Here is a 22,717-nt window from a genome sequence, read left to right as displayed (position 1 = left end):
AAGAGGTTCGTCAATAGAAAGTGTATTAATAATACATCTTTGTCTATCCTGCTTTATATTTTCTCTCATAAACCTCTCAAAAATACACTTTCTCGCGTAACACAACTTATCGTGCATTTTAGAAGCAATTTTATTTCCTTTATTAAAGAAAATAAAAGAATATATAAAAAATTATTTCAGTAATAACTATACAACAAAAAAATATTAACCCATTATATCCTTTTTGCTATTGCGGCCTGGGCTGCTGCTAAACGAGCAATTGGTACTCGAAAAGGAGAACACGAAACATAATCTAGGTTATTTTCTTCGCATAAAGCAATAGAGGCCGGATCGCCTCCATGTTCACCGCAAATTCCTAATTTTATTTTTGCACGCTTTGATCGTCCACGCTGTGCAGCAATGGTAATAAGTTCTCCTACTCCATCACAGTCAATAGACACGAAAGGATCTTGCTCTAAAAGACCTTTTTGAAAATAGGTTGCCAAAAAAGGAGCAGCATCATCACGGGAAATCCCAAAAGTGGTTTGTGTCAAATCGTTTGTTCCAAATGAAAAAAATTCAGCAGTTTCAGCAATTTCATCTGCTCGAAGCGCCGCCCTTGGAAGCTCAATCATCGTCCCAACCATATATTGAATAGTGCTTCCCTTTTCTTTCATCACTTCCTCAGCAACCTGATCAATACGTGCTTTTACAAAATCGAGTTCAGATTTAAGCGCAACAAGTGGCACCATAATTTCAAGCATAACAGGAGATCCAGATTTTTGGGCAGCTTCTGCTGCTGCTTCAAAAATCGCCCGCGCTTGCATTTCTGCAATTTCAGGATAAGTAATAGCTAAACGGCATCCACGTAATCCAAGCATAGGATTAAATTCATGCAACTGCTGAGCGCGTTCAGCAAGCACTTCAGCAGAAACACCCATAGCTGTTGCAACATCAAGAATTTCTGTTTTCGTTTTAGGTAAAAATTCATGTAATGGTGGATCTAGCAAGCGGATAGTAACAGGTAAACCACACATAATTTCAAATAATTCACTAAAATCTGAACGCTGCATTGGCAAAAGCTTATCTAGTGCTTTACGACGACCATTTTCATCATGACTTAAAATCATTTCACGCATGGCAACGATACGTTCATCAGAAAAAAACATATGCTCCGTACGGCAAAGACCTATACCTTCAGCCCCAAAGGAACGCCCCATACGGGCATCAGATGGTGTATCAGCATTAGCGCGAACTTTGAGACGCCGCATTCCATCAGCCCATTCCATTAATTTTGCAAAGTCTCCGCAAAGCTGAGGTTGCAACATTGCAACTTTCCCTTTGAAAATTTCTCCACTTCCACCATCAATTGTAATAATATCACCTTTTTTAAAGCTTTCTCCTGAAGCAAACAGCGTATTTGTGTTATAATCAATCCGCACACTTCCAGCACCAGAAATACATGGTTTCCCCATCCCCCGCGCAACAACAGCAGCGTGACTTGTCATACCGCCACGCGTTGTTAAAATTCCTTCTGCAGCATGCATACCATGAATATCTTCTGGGCTTGTTTCTACACGGACCAAAATAACTTTGCGACCTTCCGCCGACACCGTTTCTGCCTCTTCTGAAGTAAAAACAATTTCACCAGTTGCGGCTCCAGGAGAAGCAGGTAAACCACGTCCTATAATAGAACGTTCTGCTTTGGGATCAAGTGTTGGATGCAAAAGTTGGTCCAGCGACTTTGCATCAATACGCATCACAGCCTCTTCATGGTTTATTAACCCCTCTTCAACCATTTCAATTGCTATCTTGAGAGCCGCACGAGCCGTGCGTTTTCCTGAACGAGTCTGAAGCATCCATAATTTACCTTTTTCAATGGTAAATTCGAGATCTTGCATATCCCGATAATGCTGCTCAAGCTTCTGCGCTATCTGACATAATTTCAAAAAAGCCTCAGGCATAATTTTTTCTAATGACGGCCTATTTGAACCAGCAACAATACGCGCATTTTCTGTAATATTTTGAGGCGTTCGAATGCCCGCCACAACATCTTCCCCTTGCGCATTAACTAAAAATTCACCATAAAGTTCTTTTTTCCCTGTCGATGGATTGCGTGTAAAAGCAACACCCGTTGCCGAATCTTCACCCATGTTGCCAAAAACCATAGCTTGCACATTAACTGCCGTTCCCCAACTTTCAGGAATATTATGTAAACGGCGATAGGTAACTGCACGTGCTGTCATCCAACTTGAAAAAACCGCTCCAATTGCTCCCCACAATTGTTGTTCAGGATCTTGTGGAAAAGGTTTTCCTAATTTTTCTTCAACATATGCTTTATAAGAAGTAATAATATTCTTCCAATCACCTGCTGTCATTTCTGTATCAATAGTGTAACCATTGCGTACTTTTGCTTCATCAAGAATTTCTTCAAAATACGCATGATCTAACCCCAAAACAACGTTAGAATACATTTGGATAAAACGCCGATAACTATCATAAGCAAAACGTTCATTATTAGCTTGTAAAGCAATGGCTTTTACAGTCTCATCATTCATGCCAAGGTTAAGCACTGTGTCCATCATCCCTGGCATAGAAGTTCTAGCACCTGAACGAACAGAAAGCAAAAGTGGCTTTTGCTCACTCCCAAATTCACGTCCTGTTTGTTCACCAATGCGTCTTAGTGCTTGCTTAACAGATTCCTGTAGCTCTTCTGGATATGATTTGTCATGGGCATAATAAAAATTACAAACTTCTGTTGTCAGCGTAAATCCGGGTGGTACGGGCAAACCAAGATTACTCATTTCTGCCAAATTAGCCCCTTTACCTCCGAGAAGATTACGCTCACTTGCACTTCCTTCTGCCTTTCCATCTCCAAAACTATAAACCCATTTTTTCATTGTACAAATCCTCCCATATCAGCATCAAAACATCATTCAACCTAGGCTCACTTAAAAGCAATGACTTGATTCAAAATCGGCTCAACAAAAAATATTGCTTCATAAATGCATAATATTAATCCTTCCAAAAGCGATAATGACTAAAAGTATCACTATCTATCTTCTGGAAGATTAAGATTCATTTTTAAGAAAACTATCAATCACCGAAAAAAAGTCTTCTACTTTCATGGCACCTTCATATTTACTACCATTAATAAAGAAAGTAGGCGTTGCTGTAACACCAAGTTTTTTACCACGCTCAAAGGATGCATTCACTTCATCTAAAATGGCTTGATTTTTCAAACATGCAGTAAAACTTTCATCTGTAAAACCAGCCATTAAGCCAATTTTTTTCAATGGTGTTAGAGCATCTTTTCCGAAAGCCCATTCATTTTGTTTTTGAAATAAAACTTCTATTAAAGGAAAATAGCGATCTTCTGGTGCACACTGTGCCAACATAAAACCTGCTGTTGCCCGAGGATCAAAAGCATAATCGCGGAAAATCAGTTTTACTTTTCCTGTTTTGATATATTTTTTACGAATTTGAGGAAGTATATCATTATAAAAATGCGCACAATGGGTACATGTCAACGAAGCATACTCAACAATGACGACTGGTGCATCCGCCTCTCCCTCAAAGCGATCCTTTACTTTACCCGATTGGAGAATCTCTTCCATATCAACAGTTGCCACTGGTTTGGGATCACGCGCTAAAGCAACTGTTACACTGTTTTGTACAATCGTTATGAAGAGAAAAATTATCCCGAAAGATAAAAAAGAACGATATTTTACCATAAATAATACTTTTCTGTTGTTATTAACGAATAAGAATCCAACGCTTTCTCATATATTAAAGAAAAATATATAAAATATCTTGCTATTTATTATTTTTTTCCAAAAAAATGCAACAGCCAAGTTTATAAAGTGATTGGCGCAAGCTTTTATCTTCAATTCCTTCAAGCATTTCTCCCACGCATTTTTTGTCTTGTTCACTCAAAGACGATTTTAGAGGCAAGTGATTCATAAAAACCGTCATACTCCTTTGCTCAATCTTGATGCGATCAATAGCAATATAGCCAAAAAATCCGTTAATTCTATGAAGTAATTCCTCTGTTTCATGCATCAATTTTAACGCAGCAAATCCTTCACATGCGACAACAAGTGTTGCTGGCTGAAAAACATCATCTTGATCTGCACGACGTTTCCAAATAATTTTAAGCGGCATTGTATGTTCACTGATATCATAGCCCGCAATTTGTGGCCAATGTTCTATAAGCGCTACATTAAGCCCTGTCCGTTTGCGTAAAACTGGATCAAGTATTTTGTATACCGTCTCAGAAAGAGAATAAAAGATATGTTTTTTAAGTTGTTTTCTCATTTTTAGATCATTGTTCAATCGCTTACTAAATTAAAATCATTTGTTTCATCTAAAAATTATTGCCTCCTCAATTTATGAAAGATCAACAAAATAAATAATTTTTTCTTTTGCATTTTATATCTTCCTATGCTTGAAAACAATCATGTATGAAATTTCTTCGCACCTCCTTGCTTGGTACGATCAAAATCACAGACATCTCCCATGGCGGATTACCCCCGAAAAGCAAAAACAAGGTATCCGTCCTGATCCTTATCAAGTTTGGCTTTCTGAAATCATGCTTCAACAAACAACCGTTGAAACAGTTAAGCCTTATTTTAAAAAGTTTCTGAAACTATGGCCTGATCTTTCCTCTTTAGCAAAAGCCTCACAAGATGACATCATGAAAGCATGGGCTGGACTTGGTTATTATTCACGCGCACGTAATCTTAAAAAATGTGCGCAACAGCTTGTTGAAAACTACGCGGGACAATTTCCACAATCTGTAAAAGAATTGCGAACTCTAGCCGGTATTGGAGATTATACTGCCGCAGCCATTGCTTCAATTGCTTTTAATCACCCTGTAGCAGTGGTTGATGGTAATGTCGAACGTGTGGTAGCGCGCCTTTTTGCTATCACTTCAATATTACAAAAAGCAAAAGTTGAAATTAAAGAAAAAACACAAAAAATTACTGCTTTAAATCGTCCTGGTGACTTTGCTCAAGCAATGATGGATTTAGGAGCAACAGTTTGTACTCCACGCAAACCATCTTGTTATACCTGCCCTCTTCAATGTTTATGTAAAGCAGCAAAGACGCAACAACCGGAATCTTTTCCAGTCAAAGCCCCTAAAAAAGAACGCCCTTCAAAAACAGGTATTGCTTTTGTGGCTCTTAATAAAAAGAGACAAATTTATTTGGAAAAACGACAGACGCAAAAGCTCCTTGGTGGAATGACCCAAATTCCTAACAATATTGGCATAAACAACGAAAATGGGCTCCAAAATGCACCCTTTACTGCCAATTGGCAATTCAAAGGACAAATTACGCATGTTTTTACTCACTTTTCTCTAAAACTCGATGTTTACTATACTGAGGATATTCATGAAATGAATTGTGAAAATGGTTGGTGGTGTAACATTCAACATCTTGCCGAAGAAGCACTACCTACTGTTATGAAAAAAGCCATTTCCGTAGCACTTCCCAATTCTTTCAGATTTAAATAACCTTCCCTATTCGTAAAAATGTTTTCTAACGGAGACTTTTGTATCTCTAACGATCATTTATTAAGTCATTTATTAATCTGTAAAAGAAAAACTTAAAAAAATGAAATAACCAATTTTTTCTACAGATAAGAATTAAGGAGGGGTAAAAAAGCTTAGAAAGCTTAGATTTAAATTTCAGAATCTATCCTTTTTTGCTTATGAAGGAGCAAGTCAGCACCATCATTATATTTACCAGTCCCCTACAACAACCCTTGGCACTTGAAACGGTTCATAAAAGGTACTTTTTAGTTCTTTCTTTAACAATTTTATTCACACGCCAACCCCGCTTATGACATGCAAGCAAGTAAATTTTATTGATTCAATATGAAACAGGTCTGAAATAAGAAAATTTGACGATATTCGGGGGGAACTCAATATGAATAACGCTAAATTATCTTGATAAACCAATACATTTTACGCACTTTATAGATGCACATATTACCTCAAAAAAGCACTTAATTTTGAGCTTCTGAATGAGCCTTTTAATTTTGATATTTCATTTTTATAAGATTATATTAAAATTTTACTGTTTTGGAACTAAAATCAGAACATAGAGTGAAAGTTTCTCATTTTAATTTCTTCTACAAGAAGCAAAAAATACTCGCTTGCCGCTTACAAGCGAGATTAGTGTGTTAATAAAAAACATCTAAGAAAGGCATAAAATGCCCTCACGTCCATCTCAATCAAGATCAGGTACATTGATGATCACTCTAGAATGAAGCGATCAGCTTAGTTCATAAAACACCCGTTTTTAACATTTGTGAACGTATGATCATTCTTAAATGATCTATGGACTTCAACCGTCCATTTTCCTCATAATACCAAAATGTCCAACCATTACAACTCTGCGAATCTTGAGCCTTTCTTCCCATTGCGTGAATTGAGCCCGCTTCACCACCATGCATAATCGTACCATCAGCTCTTACAATAGCAGACACTTGCTTCTTACGATCATAAAGAACTTCTCCAGGATAGAGTAAACCTGCTTCAAGCAAACTGTTGAATGCTACGCGCGGTTCTGCTTTTTTTCTATCCAAAATCGCTAGTTCTGGTTGCGCTAAAGGTTTAACCGCTGCAATTCTCTCACATGCTGCATCAATGTAATCTTGCTCGCGTTCAATCCCAACAAAATCACGCCCTAAAAGCTTGGCAACAGCACCTGTTGTTCCCGAACCAAAAAACGGATCAAGAATAACATCACCAGGTTTACTAGAAGCCATAATAATACGCGCTAATAACGCTTGCGGTTTTTGTGTTGGATGTAATTTACGCCCTGAATCATCCTTTAAACGTTCAGCTCCAGTGCAGAGAGGGAAAAGCCAATCTGAACGCATTTGTAGATCTTCATTGGCCGCTTTTAAGGCATCATAATTAAATGTGTACTTTTTATCTTTTTGATCTCGCACGGCCCAAATAAGCGTCTCATGAGCATTTTGAAAACGGCGCCCTCGAAAATTAGGCATCGGATTATTTTTGCGCCAAATAATATCATTAAGCATCCAAAAACCTAAATCTTGTAATGCCGTCCCAACTCGAAAAATATTATGGTAAGATCCGATAACCCAAAGTGTTCCGTTGGGTTTTAATACACGACGACAAGCAAGCAACCATGCACGGGTAAAAGCATCATACGCAGCAAAACTCTCAAACTGATCCCATGCATCATCAACCGCATCAACAAGCGAATGATCTGGACGGTATAAAGCTCCGTCCAATTGCAAATTATAGGGTGGGTCCGCAAAAATCATATCAACGGAATGTTTTGGAAGTTTTTCTAGAACGGAAACACAATCTCCTTTAAAAATTTTATTGCGCCATGGCATCTGTGAGGGAGTACGAAGAAAATCTTTTTGAAGCTGAATAACTGTCATGAAAAACCCAACAAAATTAACTGAATTTGCCCTATAATCAACCAAAATAGTTTATAGGCCCGCATTACCAATCCATATTTACAAAATAGCGTAAACGTATCGTTAAATTTCTACAAAATTGATAATTGTTTTTGTTTTTTTAAGTAAAAAAACTTTCATATGAATGAAACCTTATTTTTCTTTTTTTCAATGTACTGTTCCCATATCATTTATTTCGTAAAAGAATTAAGAATCATTTTCAAAGCGTATTTTTATGAAATAAGATCTTCTCAATATCGTTTTCATAAAAGTTGTCCATCTCGTAACATGTAAAGGAATATCTTATGCCTCAGATAGATCTTATTATTTTTGATTGTGACGGAGTTCTCGTCGACTCTGAATATCTTGCAGCAAAAATTGGATCTCAATTGCTCAAACAAACAGGATATGAAATATCATCCGAAGAATTGAGTGAGCGTTTTGCAGGACTTATCTTTCCCGATATTCTTAAACACGTTGAACAGGAAACAGAAAAACCAATTTCTGCTCATCTCATAGATCAGATGACTAATATTTTTCGTACACAAATAAAAACTAAATTACGGGCTATTGATGATGTAAGAGAAGCCGTAGAAATTATTCAAACACGCTATCCCTACTGTATCTGCTCTAATGCAAAAAGCGTAGATATAAAAGAGATGCTCACCACGGTTGATCTCTATGACCTTTTTGAAGGTAAAATATTTTCAGCACCTGAAGTTGGAACAAAAAGAACGAAACCAGCCCCTGATGTTTTCCTTTTTGCCGCACAACAATTACAGGCAGAGCCCCAAAACACTATCGTTATAGAAGATTCACTTCATGGTGTACACGCAGCCATAGCAGCAGGCATGCGTGTCATCGGCTTTACGGGAGGATCACATAGCTATCTTGGCCACTCCAATGCACTTGCAGAAGCTGGAGCAGAAACAGTTATCGCAAAACATGCTCATTTAGGAGAAGTCTTAGAAGCAATGGCAGTATGGCGAGATCTATTATAAAAAATCTCTTGAATATATCAGTTTGTAAACTCTTGTAAGAAGCATTTTTACTCAAATGCCCTTCTCTTCTCGCTACTTCTTTTATAATAACTTTAGTAAATGCGTAATTCAGGACATCTTTCTTCTTTATAAACGTCAAAGATTCTGATGCCCTAAGAATTTTATATTATGGGGCTTTATCATCATATCTATTAATTGCAAAATAGACTTGAGTACCTTGAGAAGGATTTCTTAAAAAAGCACATAAATATGAAACATAGAACAACGTAAAGAGATACCTGTAGTTGCTCAAAATTTTCTGAAAGCACTTGTATAGATTTTTTAAATAAGCAATGAAATCAGATCTTTTCAAAAGTAATCCAACTTTAGGAAAGGCATCCTTTCTAAAAATAAAAGTGGCTTTTCGGTTTGGAAAGAAGAAAATGTTGAAAAATATTATCTAATGCCGATCTTTCAGCACTCATAAATGTCTCTGAATTGATATTCTGCTATACACTGCTTTACATCACAGTAATATGCTGTTCACATTGGCGAGAAAATGATAATATCATTTATCTCTATCCAATTCGAGCTCTACTTTATACTATGAGCGAAATGTATATTTTTAGTATCTATAAATGTATTTAAAAAAATAATATTAATATCATTTTATAAAAATTATGCGATCACCACATGTTATTTAATATATAACACATAACGAAATATTTCATAAAATTTTAAAAAATATTTTTGTAATTATTACTGTTACATTTTTACAATAATGTTTATAAAAAATTATATTTATATTTTTATATGTATTTTTATTATTGACTAAAAATACATATTGAAATATATAAATTATATATAGTGTGAGATATATAAACATTATGTATATTTTCTTACATATATAACTTAAAAATATTTGAGGTAAAGTTATGGTCAAAATATTTAAAAATTATATCTTAAGCACTTTTATAGCGAGCACTTTTTTTATTTCACAAACTGTAACTGTTAATGCAAACTATTTGAAAAACGATACTCCAAAAGAGGAACTTTCTGTTTCCCCAATGGAACAAGTAAAGTATGCGAAATCTGATGTAGTTTCTACGACTGCTTTCTATGTTCCATCTGTAAATTATCAAACAGAAAATGGAACAAAAGGTGAAGGGAAAATTGAAAAGGTCGTTGAGCCTATGACTGTAGGAGTGGGACTATTGTTTGCTGGATATGCAATGAGCTTTATAGGATCGATAATAAGTTGGATAAAGGACATAGTGTTGATGTTCAAATAATTCAACCTCGTCTAGAACTCTAGAACAATAGCTTCATAATGAAGCTATTGTTCATTGTAAGTAATTACATAATGGAGCTTATCTTGCTACAAAATATAAATGTTGTAGATTATATCCAAATATCCAAAGTATAAATTTACGCATATATATATTGAATAGTATAAAATATTTGAGGTAAATTATGATTAAATTGTTTAAAAATCATATGTTAAGTATTTTCATTATGTCTGCCTTTTTTCTTTCACAGGTTGTAAATGTGCATGCAAACTATTTGCAAAATAATACTCATCGTGAAAATATTTTTGTTTCTGCAATAGAGCAGAAAAAACAGGATGCAGTCCATACCGTTTCTCTCTATAGCCCCATTCTAAGTCGTGGAGTGGATAATGAACCTACTATTGAAGGAAAATTTGAAAAGGTCGTTGAACCTCTTACACTCGGAACCTTTGGTGTTGGGATGGCAATTGGATATGCATCAAGTACGATAGGCATGTTTTTAGGATGGATAATAGGTAAAATAATATCGTATTTTAAATCTCGTTAAAATTGAAATCTTATCAGAATAAAACCTTCTCATACGAAATATAAACTATGGATATATTCTGTATTTATCCATTGTTGATGACAAAAAACTAATGAATTAGTGCACATTAAGAATGAAAAAGCTTTAAATGCTTCTGTTTCTCTTAATGTGCACTAATTCTGCCGATGCATCTATTCAATTCAGAGTAAAATAAAAGTAAAAGTATTGGTGATAAATTATGATTAAAGTATTGAAAACTTACGTATTAAATATTTTTATAGCAGTTTCTTTTTTGCTTTCACAAGTTATAAATGTTCATGCCAATCATTTGAAAAATGATTTTCAATGGGAAACTGTCTCTCTAATAGAACAAGGAAAGAAAAAAGCTATCAATATAGCTACTCTTTATGTACCAAGTTTCACTCATGGAGCAAAAAGTGAAACTGCCATTGAAGGAAAATTTGAGAAAGTGTTTGAACCAATTACGTTAGGAGTTTTTTCTACAGCAGGAGCTTTGGGTTTTGGATTCTTGACTGGATCTATTATGGCCATATTTAGCGGGATAATCGGATGGGCAATAGGAAAACTTAAAGGCAAATAATTCAAAGATACTCAGTTATTTTTTCTATTTAAAATAAGAATATTTTACAGCCTGCTTCACATCATTTAGCAGGCTGTCGTATGTTTTCTATGGATAAAAGTTAGGTTACCATACTGTATAGAACAAATATAATATCTATAATAATAATTAAGCTAAACAAAAATTATTCAAAGTATAGATTTGCGCACGCAATGCCATAAAATTACCTTACAAATCTTCCAGTGTGAATTTTGATCTGTATCATTTCAATATTCATTTTAGCAGATTTAATTGTTACAAAGTATAAGAGCATAAAATAACTATAAATGATTGAGTTTTACAAAAAAAAGTTCTTCAATAAATACCATTCTATCTATTTGATTTTATTATTTAAGAAGATGCACAAGTGAAGATACGTTGTAAAATTTAAGTAAATGAATAATAGAGGGAAAATTTTCGACTTTAACAGATTTTCTGTGAACATTTGACGTTTATATCTCAAAAATAAAAATGCTTAAGAATATTTCCTTTCATTATTGAGTTAAAAACTCTATCCATTTAATAATTTAAATATTATGAAAAACGTGAAATAAATAACTTCACCAATTTGCCAGAAATAAAAAAAGGATAAAACGTATGGAATATATCAGCACGAGAGGTGAAGCTCCTGCTTTAAGCTTTACGGAAACGATCATGACAGGATTGGCAATTGATGGGGGACTTTATCTGCCAGATAAATTTCCTCAGCTATCATTTGATGCGTTACGAGCACTTCGTGGTCAGTCCTATACAACAATTGCTAAAACTATTCTGTGGCCCTTTGTGAATAACGAAATCGAATATACAGCTTTTGAAAATATGATCGCTGAATCTTATGCAACCTTTCACCATCCAGCAATCTGTCCGTTACGACAAACTGGAGCAGATGAATTTATCCTTGAACTCTTTCATGGTCCTACTTTAGCTTTTAAAGATGTCGCAATGCAGTTTCTTTCTCGACTGATGGATTATGTTTTGACTGAAAAAAATAGATGTGCAACGATTATTGCTGCAACATCAGGTGATACAGGAGGGGCTGCGATACAAGCTTTTGCTGGAAAAGAACACTCAGATATTTTTATTTTATTTCCTAAAGGACGTGTATCACCTGTTCAACAACGGCAAATGACAACCAATCAATGTTCAAATGTTCATGCCATTGCCATTGAAGGAAATTTTGATGATTGCCAAGCTCTTGTCAAAGCAATGTTTAATGACCACAATTTTCGTAAAAAAAGAGCGCTTTCAGGTGTTAACTCTATAAATTGGGCGCGTATCATGGCGCAAATTGTTTACTATTTTTCATCTGCACTTTCCTTAGGGGCTCCTGATAGAGCTGTTTCATTTACTGTTCCTACTGGAAATTTTGGTGATATTTTTGCAGGTTATGTTGCAGCCCGTATGGGATTACCCATTGCTCAACTGGTCATCGCAACGAATGATAACGACATCCTTGCACGTACATTGACCAGCGGTACTTACGAAACACAACCAATAGTCCATACAACATCACCTTCTATGGATATTCAGGTCTCTTCTAATTTTGAACGTTTGCTCTTTGAAAGTGGTAATCGTGATCCAATGTGGATTCGCAATGCAATGGACAACTTGAAACAATCAGGACGTTTTACTCTTGATGAAAAGCAACTCAAAAATATTCGTTCCCTATTTTCTGCTGGGAAAAGCAACATGGCTGCAACAGCTCAAACAATTAATAGTGTCTATAAGGAAAGTGGCTATCTTGTTGATCCACATACAGCCGTCGCTCTTCAAGTAGCGCGTAAAAACAAAAAACCGCATATTCCAATGATCGTCCTTGCCACGGCTCATCCAGCTAAATTTCCTGATACTATTAAAAGTGCTTGTGGACTTCATGCCCCATGGCCATCTCATCTCAATGATGTAATGAAACGCAAAGAACACTTTATAAGTCTTGCTAATGATGAAAAAATAGTAAAAGATTATATCTCTTTAAAATCGCATGCATCTTATTAAAGTTAGCTGCATTAACTTAAATCAAGAATATTCTAATACCCTTACAATGAGGTATTTAACTTATTTAATGGAGTTGTAAATACATGGATGTAGATATATGTCGCCTTAGTAATGGCTTGACTATCGCCACACATACAATGCAACAAATTGATAGTGTTGCCCTCGGAATATGGGTTAAAGTGGGCTCACGCAATGAAACCTCCACACAGCATGGTATTGCTCATCTTCTTGAGCATATGGCTTTTAAAGGAACCGAAAACCGCACTGCTTTTCAAATTGCAACCGATATTGAAGATGTTGGCGGTGAAATCAATGCCACCACCAGTATTGAAACAACAGCTTACTTTGCACGTGTACTTAAAAGCGATATCCCACTTGCTATAGACATTTTAGCCGATATTTTAATGCATTCAAAATTTGACGACAATGAACTAGAACGAGAAAAACAAGTAATATTTCAGGAAATTGGTGCCGCTCATGACACTCCTGATGATATTGTTTTTGATCACTTTACAGAAACAGCCTTTCGTCATCAATCCCTTGGACGCTCTATTTTAGGAACAGCTAAAACTATCCAATCATTTACATCTACTGATCTCCATGATTTCATCAATAAACAATATAGTGCAGATCGTATGATTGTCGTTGCTGCAGGAGCTGTAAAACACGAAAGTTTCTTGCGAGAAGTTGAAAGTCGTCTTGGTACTTTTCGCTCCCATTCAACCGCACCTCTTACTAATCTTGCAAATTATGTTGGTGGCGACTTTCGTGAATATCGCGATTTAATGGATACACAAGTTGTTCTGGGGTTTGAAGGGCGTGCTTATCACGCGCGTGATTTTTATGCGGCCCAAATTCTTTCAATCATTCTTGGTGGTGGTATGTCTTCACGTCTTTTTCAAGAGGTAAGAGAGAAACGTGGATTATGCTATTCTATTTATGCTTTTCATTGGGGATTTTCAGATACTGGTCTTTTTGGTGTTCACGCAGCTACCGGACAAGAAGGGCTCAAAGAACTTATTCCCGTGATTCTTGATGAACTTTCCAAGGTCAGTAAAAACATTCACGCCAATGAACTGCAACGAGCACAAACGCAATATCGTGCGAATCTGACAATGTCACAGGAAAATCCCTCTAGTCAAGCACATCTCATTGCTCGCCAAATACTCCTTTATGGTCGACCAATTCCAATATCGGAAACAATTGAACGCCTCAATCTCATCACTCCTAAAAGATTAACTGATTTAGCACATCGTCTTTTTACAAATTCCACTCCAACACTAACTGCTGTCGGACCTGTAGGACCCCTCATAAATTTTGATGATTTAACGTCAACTCTTTCATACAAGCTAAAGTAAAAAACTTCTTTTCAAAACAGCATCACAATAACATACACATATTTTATCGTAAAATTTACCACAAAAGCTCTTCTCATTAAATAAGTTTTGGAAATATTGGGCAAAGAAGCGTACAAAACTACCCAATTCATACTTCATGTGATAAAGATTCTAATGAGTGAAGGTATATCCATGAAATCTGGAAATTCATGGTTTAACTTTGCCCTTTTAACATATAAAACTTCATTCGCTTCAAGTTCCATTGAAGCAAATGGACATGTGGTCTATTTGTATACAAAACCACATAACTTAAGAAAAAGTGATAACAATTTATTATGTAAATAAATTATAAAAGGTGGACGTTTTTTCTCAAAAATCGAAATGAAAATTAAACATCCTAAAATATTGAGAGTGGGACATTGTGAAGAGTTTGCGTAAAATAATTGATATCATTTTCATTGTAGTCGTTAGTTTTCTTGTCCATCTTACATCAGTACAAGCAATTGAGCCAGTTAAAATTTCTTCTCAGGATGCTGCTCTTGATCTCTCAAAAGCAATTGAAATTCACCATACAAACAGCTCTATTTTTCAAACAAGTACAGCGCCAGGACCAGATGGTATTGTATGGCGTATTGAAGTGCAGGCAAAAAATGAAAAATTTTCCGGAAATTGGGCAGTCTTTTCTCTTGCAAATCCAACAGATGAACAAGTCGATCGTCTCATCGTTGCCCCCCATTACCGCATGGCGCGTTCTGGATTTTTTTGGCCAGATCTTGGATCAGAAAGGATTCAATCCATAACGCCAAGCGAAGGGTTTTCCCTCGATCGTCAACTTAGTGCAAACTCTGACATCTTTCGTATTACCCTTAACCCTGGTGCTGTTGTTACATTTGTGGCCGAACTTAACTCTGCAAATCTACCGCAAATCTATTTATGGCAACCTGAAGCTTATAAAGATGCTATTAATTCTTATACGCTTTATCATGGTATTCTTCTTGGTATATCTGGTCTCTTAGCGCTTTTGTTAACTGTTCTCTTCGTCGTCCGTGGAACAGGGCTGTTTCCTGCAACAGCAGCTGTTGCTTGGGCTGTGCTTTTTTATATTGGTATTGACTTCAACTTTTTAAATAAATTCTTTGCAGTTACACTCACAACACAACCAATCTGGCGTGCTGGTACAGAAGTAGCACTTACTGCTACACTCTTCATTTTTCTTTTTACCTATCTCAGCCTTAACCGCTGGCATTATCATTTTAGTTACGGTGCTATCGCTTGGACCATTGCCTTTTGCAGTCTAGGAGCCTTTGCTATTTATGATCCAATCAGAGCAGCTGGAATTGCGCGTTTGTCTTTTGGTCTTACCGCTGTGCTTGGTATAATATTAATCATCTATTTCTCAATCAGAAGCTATGACCGCGCCATTATGCTTATCCCAACATGGTTGCTCATTAGCTTTTGGTGTATTGGAGCCTATGCCTGCATAGCTGGATATTTAAACAATGATATTATCCAGCCAGCATTAGCGGGAGGATTAGTGCTCATTGTTCTTCTCATCAGCTTTACTGTCCTGCAACAAACTTTTTCTAATGACGCTTTCCATGAAGGAATATTTTCCGATCTTGAACAACAAGTACTCGCAGCAAAGGGAGCTGGAAATATTATTTGGGATTGGAATATTGAGCGTGACCGTATTGTTGTACATCCAAACATGGCAACCCTTTTTGGTACTGAAATTCATAACCTCAATGGACCTATGCGCAACTGGATTTCAGCCTTGCACCATGATGATCGTGAACGCTTTCAAGCCGTATTAGATATCATTCTTAAAAATAAAAAAGGGCGCATTGATCAAATTTTTCGGCTTTCTTCCGGTGGTGGTTATTATCATTGGTTTTCTCTTCGTGCACGTCCGGCTATGCAAAAAGATGGGAAAATCACACGTGTCATTGGAACCATTGTCAATATTACTAACCACAAAAAATCCGAAGAACGCTTATTGCATGATGCAATCCACGACAGCTTAACCGGCCTTCCTAACCAACAAATTTTCTTCGATAGACTACAAAATTATACCTCTTTGGCGAAAGCAAATATCAAAATTAGACCGACTGTCTTTATGATTGATTTTGACAATTTTCGCCAAATTAATCGCAAATTAGGCATAGCAGTTGGGGATACTGTACTGCTTATAATCGCACGTCGTTTAAACCGTCTCATTAATTTTCAAGACACCTTATCGCGCCTTTCAGCAGACCGCTTTGCAATTATTTTACTCAGTGAAACTGAACCACAAAAAATTGCAGCATTTGCAGATCATTTGCACAAAACAATTTCAGCACCTATTTCACTTTCAGAAAACAAAATAATCCTTTCAACGTCTATCGGATTGGTTACATGGAGTGAAAGCCGATCGACGGCTAAAGATATTTTTAATGATAGTGAATTAGCGATGATTCGTGCAAAACAAATGGGTGGAAACCATATTGAACCTTTTCGTCCTAATTTTCGCACTTTGGGTCTCGAACATAATACTCTGGAGAAAGATGTTCATTATGCCATAAAACGTAATGAGATAAAAATCCTCTACCATCCTATTCTTAATTTATCAGACGGACATATTATTGGTTTTGAAACAATTGTAGAATGGCATCATCCCACTTATGGAAATTTAAATGTCTCTGATTTCATAAAAATCGTAGAAAACGAACAAATTGTTATGAATTTGTCACAATTTATCATCGATAATGCCATTATCGATCTTATAAATGTACAAGAAAAGTTTTCCCAACAATCTTTCTTTATTTCAATTAATTTACCAAGCGCAGAAATGATTCATCCTCGTTTTATCAGTCAATTGCGCGCCGCTTTGCTTCGTCATCCGCTCCACAAAGGACGTTTGATGATTGAAATATCTGAATTTGTCTTAAGAAATAATCCTGAACAATCAGCGCACTTTCTCGAACAAATTAAAACACTTGGAATGAATCTCGCACTCGATAATTTTGGAACAGGTTATTCGTCTCTGACCTATCTCGTACGTTATCCATTTGATATGGTTAAACTTGATCGTTCACTTATTTCAATCGACTCCCTTAAGAAGAAAATTGTTCTCAAGTCTATCATTAATATGGCAACAGATCTTAATTTGCAAATTATCGCAGAAGGTGTTGAAAATGAAAAAGAAGCGATCTTCCTCCGTCAAGAAGGCTGTAAATATGTTCAAAGCACACTTGTAACGAAACCGATTGCCATAGAAGAATTAATTACGCTCGTTCAGAGCCATTTCCCTTATAAAGTAAAAACATAAGGGATAAAATAACGTGTAAAGTTAAAAAGCTTAGAAAAAACTCTATGCATGTCCCATTTCAGAAGCAAGATAAGTTGGATCGATACCCATGCGTGTTAAACTTTTATCATACTTGCAGCTTAAATCGCTTTCAAAAAGAAAACTAGGTGATGTAGAACTGATTAGCCAACCATTTGTAGAAATTTCTGCCTCAAGTTGCCCCGCTTTCCATCCAGCATAACCTAATGCTACCAGTGCATGTTGCGGACCTTGTTCGCAACTGATCGCTTTTAATATATCAATTGTCGCAGTAAAACAGACCTTATCTGCAATAAAAACAGTTTCTTCACAAGCATAATCATCTGAATGAAGGACAAAACCACGCGAAGGATCAACAGGACCACCATAGCGAACTGGAAACTGTTTTATTGGTTCAGAAAGACTTTTTTTTTGGCCACTGTCTATGACTCCCAAGTGAAGCAAAAGCTCTGGAAAATCAATATGATGCAATTGATTGAGAATAATGCCCATCGCACCGGCATCAGAATGCGCGCAAATGTAAATAACAGAACGAATAAAGCGTTTGTCATTCATCCCAGGCATTGCTATGAGTAATTGTCCACCTAAAAAGCCATTACACCGCTTCATTAATTTGTTATTCTCCATAATTTACATGATAAAAGTTTGTTCATTTAGTACACTAGGAAAATAAAACTCCAATGAAAAAAAGTCATATATTTACAAATTTACAAAATATCGCAACTTTCTTTTATAAAAATCTTTTAGTTACTTTAAGCTTAACATTCATAGTTTTAGAATTACTTAACATTCCTGTAAATGCTCAAAAAGGACAAAAACTCCAGCTTTTCGCAACATCTTGGTATGAATCAGATGGTGGTCGTATCCGATTAGCGATCACCGAACCTTCTCTTTCTGGAATAAGAGAAGGCATTATTGAGATTGTGCTTAAACCAGGATGGAAAACTTACTGGCGTAATCCAGGTAATTCTGGCATGGCACCGTTTTTTAATTTCAACCAACAGGTTTCTTATGAAATCTTTTATCCTACCCCACAGCTTTTTGAAACAGAAAATGATTGGTCATTAGGCTATAAAGATAAAGTAATATTGCCCTTCAATCTTTCTGGTTCAAGCAAAAATTTAAGTGGTGCTTTCACTCTTGGATTATGTAATAAAATCTGTCTTCCATTTACTGTTAACTTTGATTTTTCGCCATCTGCTCTTAAAAATAAACATCTTCCTGCTTCCTTCTTAAAAAATGCCCAAGATTCTTTGCCCCGCATGATGCAGAATGCACTAAAAATAAGTGCCGAAAAAAATAACAGTACCCTTCTTATAAAAATACAAAATAACAACAAAACCACTCCTTCCTCTCTCTTTTTAGATGGAGGAGAAATGCAAATTGGAGCAGCAAAAAAAGTCAGTGATAACGCAGAATATACACTCTTCAGTGCTCCACTCTATTTCGCTCCAGAAGAAATAAACCAAAAAATTTTTTATACAGTTTCTTTTAAAGATTACGCCTTAAGTGGAACATTCATATTCCATACGCAGCCAACCCCTCTTGTGACTCCGTAATAAAAGAAAAAAGCTATCAAACAGCAATTATGCTGTAAAATGTCCATTTTCGCGATATTGAGTAATTGCTTTGCGAGCAAGGGCATCTGCGCGTTCATTTTCTGGATGTCCCGCATGCCCTTTTACCCAGTGCCATCTGACTGTATGACAAGAACAAGCATCCTCAAGAGCTTGCCATAGCTCCATATTTTTAACAGGCTTTTTTGATGCGGTGCGCCAATTATTCTTTTTCCAATCTTCAATCCACTTAGATATACCGTTACGCACATAAACTGAGTCTGTATAAAGGTCGACCAAACAGGGCTCTTTAAGCGCCTTTAATGCACAAATTGCCGCCATGATTTCCATTTGATTGTTTGTCGTATGGACCTTACCGCCATAAAGCTCACGTTCATGACCATTCCAGCGTAAAATTGCTCCCCATCCTCCAATTCCAGGGTTCCCTGAGCAAGCACCATCTGTATAAATTTCAACGACTTTTTGTTGAGTTGCCATAAAATTTAAAAACCTAATTCACTTAGCGAATTTACATTACTGAAAAAACAAAGCTTGTGCCAATACTCCCATGGATCTTTCTTAATAACAAAGCTATTAGGCGGTGTATTAAACCAATCATAAAGACGTGTGAGTAAGAAACGTAAAGACGCACCACGAGCTAACAAAACAATCTTGTCCAATTCTAAAGGGATCAATGGTCTTATTTTTTGATAATTTTCCAATAACTTACGTGCTTTGGCCAGATTATAGGAATGATCAGGCTCAAAGCACCAAGCATTTAAACAGATCGCTAAATCATAAGCAAAAAAGTCATTACAAGCAAAATAGAAATCTATCATCCCAGAAAGACGATGATTCACAAAAAAGACGTTATCATTAAATAAATCTGCATGGATAATGCCTATTGGTAAATTGAGCGGCCAATTTTCCTGTAAAAAAGCCAATTCAAACTCAATTTTTTGTCCAAATTCTTTTAATAATGCATCTTCTTTTGTTTGACAACGTTGCCACAATACCTGCCAATCCATAACAGAAAGAGTATTTTTACGACTGAGTGTAAAATCCTGTCCTGCTAAATGTAATTGTGCGAGCCCCGTCCCCACTTCACCACAATGATCTATAGTGGGCTGGCAGACCCACTCTCCTTCCAGAAAAGTAATAATAGCAGCAGGGCGTCCTGCTAATTCACAGATCATCATTCCATCATTTTGAATAACAGGTTGAGGACAAGGAATTCCACGCTGTCCTAAATGCTGCATCAAGCGACAAAAAAAAGGTAAATCATCTTTTGAAATACGTTTTTCATAAAGTGTTAAAATAAATCGCCCTTGTGTTGTCTCTAACATAAAATTAGAATTTTCAATCCCCTCCTCTATACCTTGATAAGACAAAAGTGACCCTATTGCATAACGTGTTAAAAACACTTTTAAATCATTTGAATGAATATCTGTATAAACGGCCATTATTCTGCTTTCGTTGTAGACATGTCTGTATTCTGATTTTCATTTTTTGCATTATTTGCTTGACCATTGACGAAAGCCATATCTTGAGACGTTAAAATGACGTCACGTAATTCGCGACTCACTAAAAATTTTTCCGTTTCTACCGCTGTTTCAGCTAATTCTATTGTGACATCATAACGCTCACGAAACGCTGAAATAATTTCATCAATAATAATTTCAGGAGCCGAAGCCCCTGCTGAAAGACTGACAATAGAAAGAGCTTTTAGGTTTTCAAAATTAATTTCATCAGCGCGCTGAACTAAAATAGCTTGCCGCGCACCAGACTTTTCGGCAACCTCTACTAAACGTCGTGAATTAGAAGAATTTGGCGCTCCAACAATCAAAAACAAATCACTCCCCTTTGCTGCTGCCTTAACCGCATCTTGTCGATTCGTTGTAGCATAGCAAATTGACTCAGCCGCTGGGGCCGCTAATGTAGGGAAACGTTGTTGTAATATATCGAGAATTCCTGCAGTATCTTCAACAGAAAGCGTTGTTTGTGTAACAAATCCTAATTTATCTGGATCATTGGGTTGGTAATGCAAAGCATCTTCTATCGTTTCAATAAGCGTCACAGCCCCTTCTTCAAGCTGTCCCATTGTCCCTATCACCTCAGGATGACCAGCATGACCAATCAATATAACATGACGACCATGACGTTGATGTCGTATCGCTTGTTTATGAACTTTCGAGACCAACGGACATGTTGCATCGAGATAAAACAAATTATAGCATCGTGCTTCTTCTGAAACAGATTTTGGTACACCATGAGCAGAAAAAACAACCGGTTGATTGCGATGTTCTTCTGGAATCTCATCAAGTTCTTCAACAAAAACGGCTCCCCGTTGTTGTAATCCCTCAACCACGTAGCGGTTGTGTACAATTTCATGACGAACATATACTGGAACACCATATTTTTTTAATGCAAGGAGAACAATCTGGATAGCACGATCAACCCCTGCACAAAATCCACGTGGACCACAAAGACGTATCGTTAAAGGGGGAAGTCCAGACATAAATCATCCTTAATCTCTACAGTTTTAGCTATATATTCAAACAACCTATCGTTATACACGAATAAGCAATGTAAAAAAACTGGCAATACCATCTTTTGCATAAGAACACACTCTATCGTGTTTTCTTACAATATGTTCTTGCAACAAAGCTCTTTTAAAATTTGTTCTTTCATTTTACGCGACTAAAGAGCGATAAAATACCAAACAAGAGATTCAATCAAAAGAACTCCAAAGATAGCTGCCAAATAAAGTAATGAAAAGAAAAACAGTTTTTTTGCCATCAAAATAGTTTCATTATGTGTATCAGCTTTCCACAAACGATAGGCAAAATAAACAAAGATAATGCTTAAAATTGTTGAAAAAATACCATAAAAAATTCCACCAAGACCAGTAAAGCAAGGAGCAGCTGCGCATAATGCCATCAAAATAGTATAAAATAAAATCTGTTTTTTTGTTGAATGTTCACCTCGTACATTAGGCATCATAGGGATACCTGCTGCCTCATAATCAAGAGATGAAAATAAAGAAAGAGACCAAAAATGAGGGGGGGTCCACATAAAAATGATTAAAAATAATAAAAAGCTATCAATACTCACTGTCCCTGTTGTCACGGCCCATCCAATCATTGGTGGAAAAGCCCCAGAAGCACCACCAATAACAATATTTTGTGGTGTGATACGCTTTAACCAAATTGTATAGATAACAACATAAAAGAAAATCGTAAACGCAAGAAAAAATGCCGCAAACCAATTAATGAAGCTCCCCATAACCAATACCGAAAGCATAGAAAGAACCATGCCAAAAATAAATGCTTTTCGGGAACTGATTTTACCCATAGGAATAGGACGCTTTTTGGTCCGTTCCATCACGGCATCAATGTCAGCATCATACCACATATTCAGTGCTCCCGCACCGCCACCACCGATAGCAATACATAAAATCGCTAAAAAACCATACAACGGATTGATAGAAACAGGCGATACAAGCAAACCAACCAGAGCCGTAAAGACCACAAGAGACATAACACGTGGCTTTAATAACGTGATATAATCACCAATACCGGATTTTGGTGGCGTTGATTTACCATTCACAACCGATAACTCTCCTGAAACTGACATTCCGCTCAAAGCCCTTTTCCATTTCTGTC

18 protein-coding genes are annotated in these 22,717 nt (G+C 36.4%); 9 read left to right on the top strand and 9 right to left on the bottom strand.

Annotated features, from left to right (window positions below; all coding sequences use genetic code 11):
• Positions 1-212: 212 nt before the first annotated feature.
• The 3 genes from ppdK to ACFIKB_RS03665 all read right to left on the bottom strand — a co-directional run bounded on the left by ppdK (position 213) and on the right by ACFIKB_RS03665 (position 4,296).
• Entirely contained in the window at positions 213-2,879 is a 2,667-nt protein-coding gene (gene ppdK / locus ACFIKB_RS03675) for a pyruvate, phosphate dikinase (RefSeq protein WP_375652847.1), read from the bottom strand.
• A 171-nt stretch (positions 2,880-3,050) separates the two neighbouring features.
• Positions 3,051-3,713 carry a DsbA family protein gene (locus ACFIKB_RS03670; protein WP_375635754.1) on the bottom strand — a complete coding sequence of 221 codons (663 nt, stop codon included), beginning with the start codon at positions 3,711-3,713 and terminating at the stop codon, positions 3,051-3,053.
• 82 nt (positions 3,714-3,795) lie between these two features.
• The gene (locus ACFIKB_RS03665; RefSeq protein ID WP_375635755.1) at positions 3,796-4,296 is read right to left on the bottom strand and encodes a DUF721 domain-containing protein; all 501 of its coding nucleotides are present in this window, start codon (positions 4,294-4,296) and stop codon (positions 3,796-3,798) included.
• A 142-nt stretch (positions 4,297-4,438) separates the two neighbouring features.
• Between ACFIKB_RS03665 and mutY the strand changes: the two genes are divergently transcribed.
• The gene (gene mutY / locus ACFIKB_RS03660) at positions 4,439-5,497 is read left to right on the top strand and encodes an A/G-specific adenine glycosylase (protein ID WP_375635756.1); all 1,059 of its coding nucleotides are present in this window, start codon (positions 4,439-4,441) and stop codon (positions 5,495-5,497) included.
• 773 nt (positions 5,498-6,270) lie between these two features.
• On the opposite strand, the gene ACFIKB_RS03655 is transcribed toward mutY, so the two are convergent.
• On the bottom strand, positions 6,271-7,359 hold the full coding sequence (locus ACFIKB_RS03655; protein ID WP_372440009.1) for a site-specific DNA-methyltransferase: 1,089 nt from the start codon (positions 7,357-7,359) through the stop codon (positions 6,271-6,273).
• 371 nt (positions 7,360-7,730) lie between these two features.
• Here ACFIKB_RS03655 and ACFIKB_RS03650 point away from each other — a divergent pair, with 371 nt between their 5' ends.
• The 7 genes from ACFIKB_RS03650 (at position 7,731) to ACFIKB_RS03620 (ending at position 17,478) form a co-directional block, all read left to right on the top strand.
• The gene (locus ACFIKB_RS03650) at positions 7,731-8,426 is read left to right on the top strand and encodes an HAD family hydrolase (protein WP_375635757.1); all 696 of its coding nucleotides are present in this window, start codon (positions 7,731-7,733) and stop codon (positions 8,424-8,426) included.
• Positions 8,427-9,340: 914 nt separating this feature from the next.
• The gene (locus tag ACFIKB_RS03645; RefSeq protein ID WP_375635758.1) at positions 9,341-9,697 is read left to right on the top strand and encodes a hypothetical protein; all 357 of its coding nucleotides are present in this window, start codon (positions 9,341-9,343) and stop codon (positions 9,695-9,697) included.
• 181 nt (positions 9,698-9,878) lie between these two features.
• Positions 9,879-10,241: a hypothetical protein gene (locus tag ACFIKB_RS03640; RefSeq protein WP_375635759.1), complete on the top strand. Its 363-nt coding sequence runs from the start codon at positions 9,879-9,881 to the stop codon at positions 10,239-10,241.
• A 217-nt stretch (positions 10,242-10,458) separates the two neighbouring features.
• Entirely contained in the window at positions 10,459-10,821 is a 363-nt protein-coding gene (locus ACFIKB_RS03635) for a hypothetical protein (protein ID WP_375635760.1), read from the top strand.
• 615 nt (positions 10,822-11,436) lie between these two features.
• Entirely contained in the window at positions 11,437-12,834 is a 1,398-nt protein-coding gene (thrC, locus tag ACFIKB_RS03630; protein ID WP_375635761.1) for a threonine synthase, read from the top strand.
• A gap of 83 nt (positions 12,835-12,917) precedes the next feature.
• Entirely contained in the window at positions 12,918-14,192 is a 1,275-nt protein-coding gene (locus tag ACFIKB_RS03625; protein ID WP_375635762.1) for a M16 family metallopeptidase, read from the top strand.
• A gap of 400 nt (positions 14,193-14,592) precedes the next feature.
• A complete protein-coding gene (locus tag ACFIKB_RS03620; protein ID WP_375652846.1) occupies positions 14,593-17,478 on the top strand; it encodes an EAL domain-containing protein in 2,886 nt (961 codons plus the stop codon).
• Between the two features lie 42 nt (positions 17,479-17,520).
• Here the strand turns inward: ACFIKB_RS03620 and ACFIKB_RS03615 are convergent, their stop codons facing one another.
• Positions 17,521-18,105, bottom strand: a complete 585-nt coding sequence (locus tag ACFIKB_RS03615; RefSeq protein ID WP_012754832.1) for a YqgE/AlgH family protein — start codon at positions 18,103-18,105, stop codon at positions 17,521-17,523.
• A 71-nt stretch (positions 18,106-18,176) separates the two neighbouring features.
• Here ACFIKB_RS03615 and ACFIKB_RS03610 point away from each other — a divergent pair, with 71 nt between their 5' ends.
• Positions 18,177-19,055: a protein-disulfide reductase DsbD domain-containing protein gene (locus ACFIKB_RS03610; RefSeq protein ID WP_375635764.1), complete on the top strand. Its 879-nt coding sequence runs from the start codon at positions 18,177-18,179 to the stop codon at positions 19,053-19,055.
• Positions 19,056-19,082: 27 nt separating this feature from the next.
• Here the strand turns inward: ACFIKB_RS03610 and rnhA are convergent, their stop codons facing one another.
• From rnhA to cyoE, 4 genes are all read right to left on the bottom strand, one after another.
• Positions 19,083-19,550 carry a ribonuclease HI gene (rnhA, locus tag ACFIKB_RS03605; protein WP_375635765.1) on the bottom strand — a complete coding sequence of 156 codons (468 nt, stop codon included), beginning with the start codon at positions 19,548-19,550 and terminating at the stop codon, positions 19,083-19,085.
• Between the two features lie 5 nt (positions 19,551-19,555).
• A complete protein-coding gene (locus ACFIKB_RS03600; RefSeq protein ID WP_375652844.1) occupies positions 19,556-20,515 on the bottom strand; it encodes a homoserine kinase in 960 nt (319 codons plus the stop codon).
• Complete coding sequence (ispH, locus tag ACFIKB_RS03595) at positions 20,515-21,570, bottom strand: 4-hydroxy-3-methylbut-2-enyl diphosphate reductase (protein WP_375635767.1); 1,056 nt, start codon at positions 21,568-21,570, stop codon at positions 20,515-20,517. Before ispH ends, ACFIKB_RS03600 begins: the two co-directional genes overlap by 1 nt.
• Positions 21,571-21,752: 182 nt before the next feature.
• Positions 21,753-22,688, bottom strand: coding sequence for a heme o synthase (gene cyoE, locus ACFIKB_RS03590; RefSeq protein WP_375652858.1), 936 nt, complete (start codon positions 22,686-22,688; stop codon positions 21,753-21,755).
• Positions 22,689-22,717 lie beyond the last annotated feature (29 nt).

It is taken from the genome of Bartonella sp. MR110HLJHH (assembly GCF_042194225.1).
Lineage (GTDB): Bacteria > Pseudomonadota > Alphaproteobacteria > Rhizobiales > Rhizobiaceae > Bartonella > Bartonella grahamii.
This window is presented reverse-complemented; position numbering and strand designations above follow the sequence as displayed.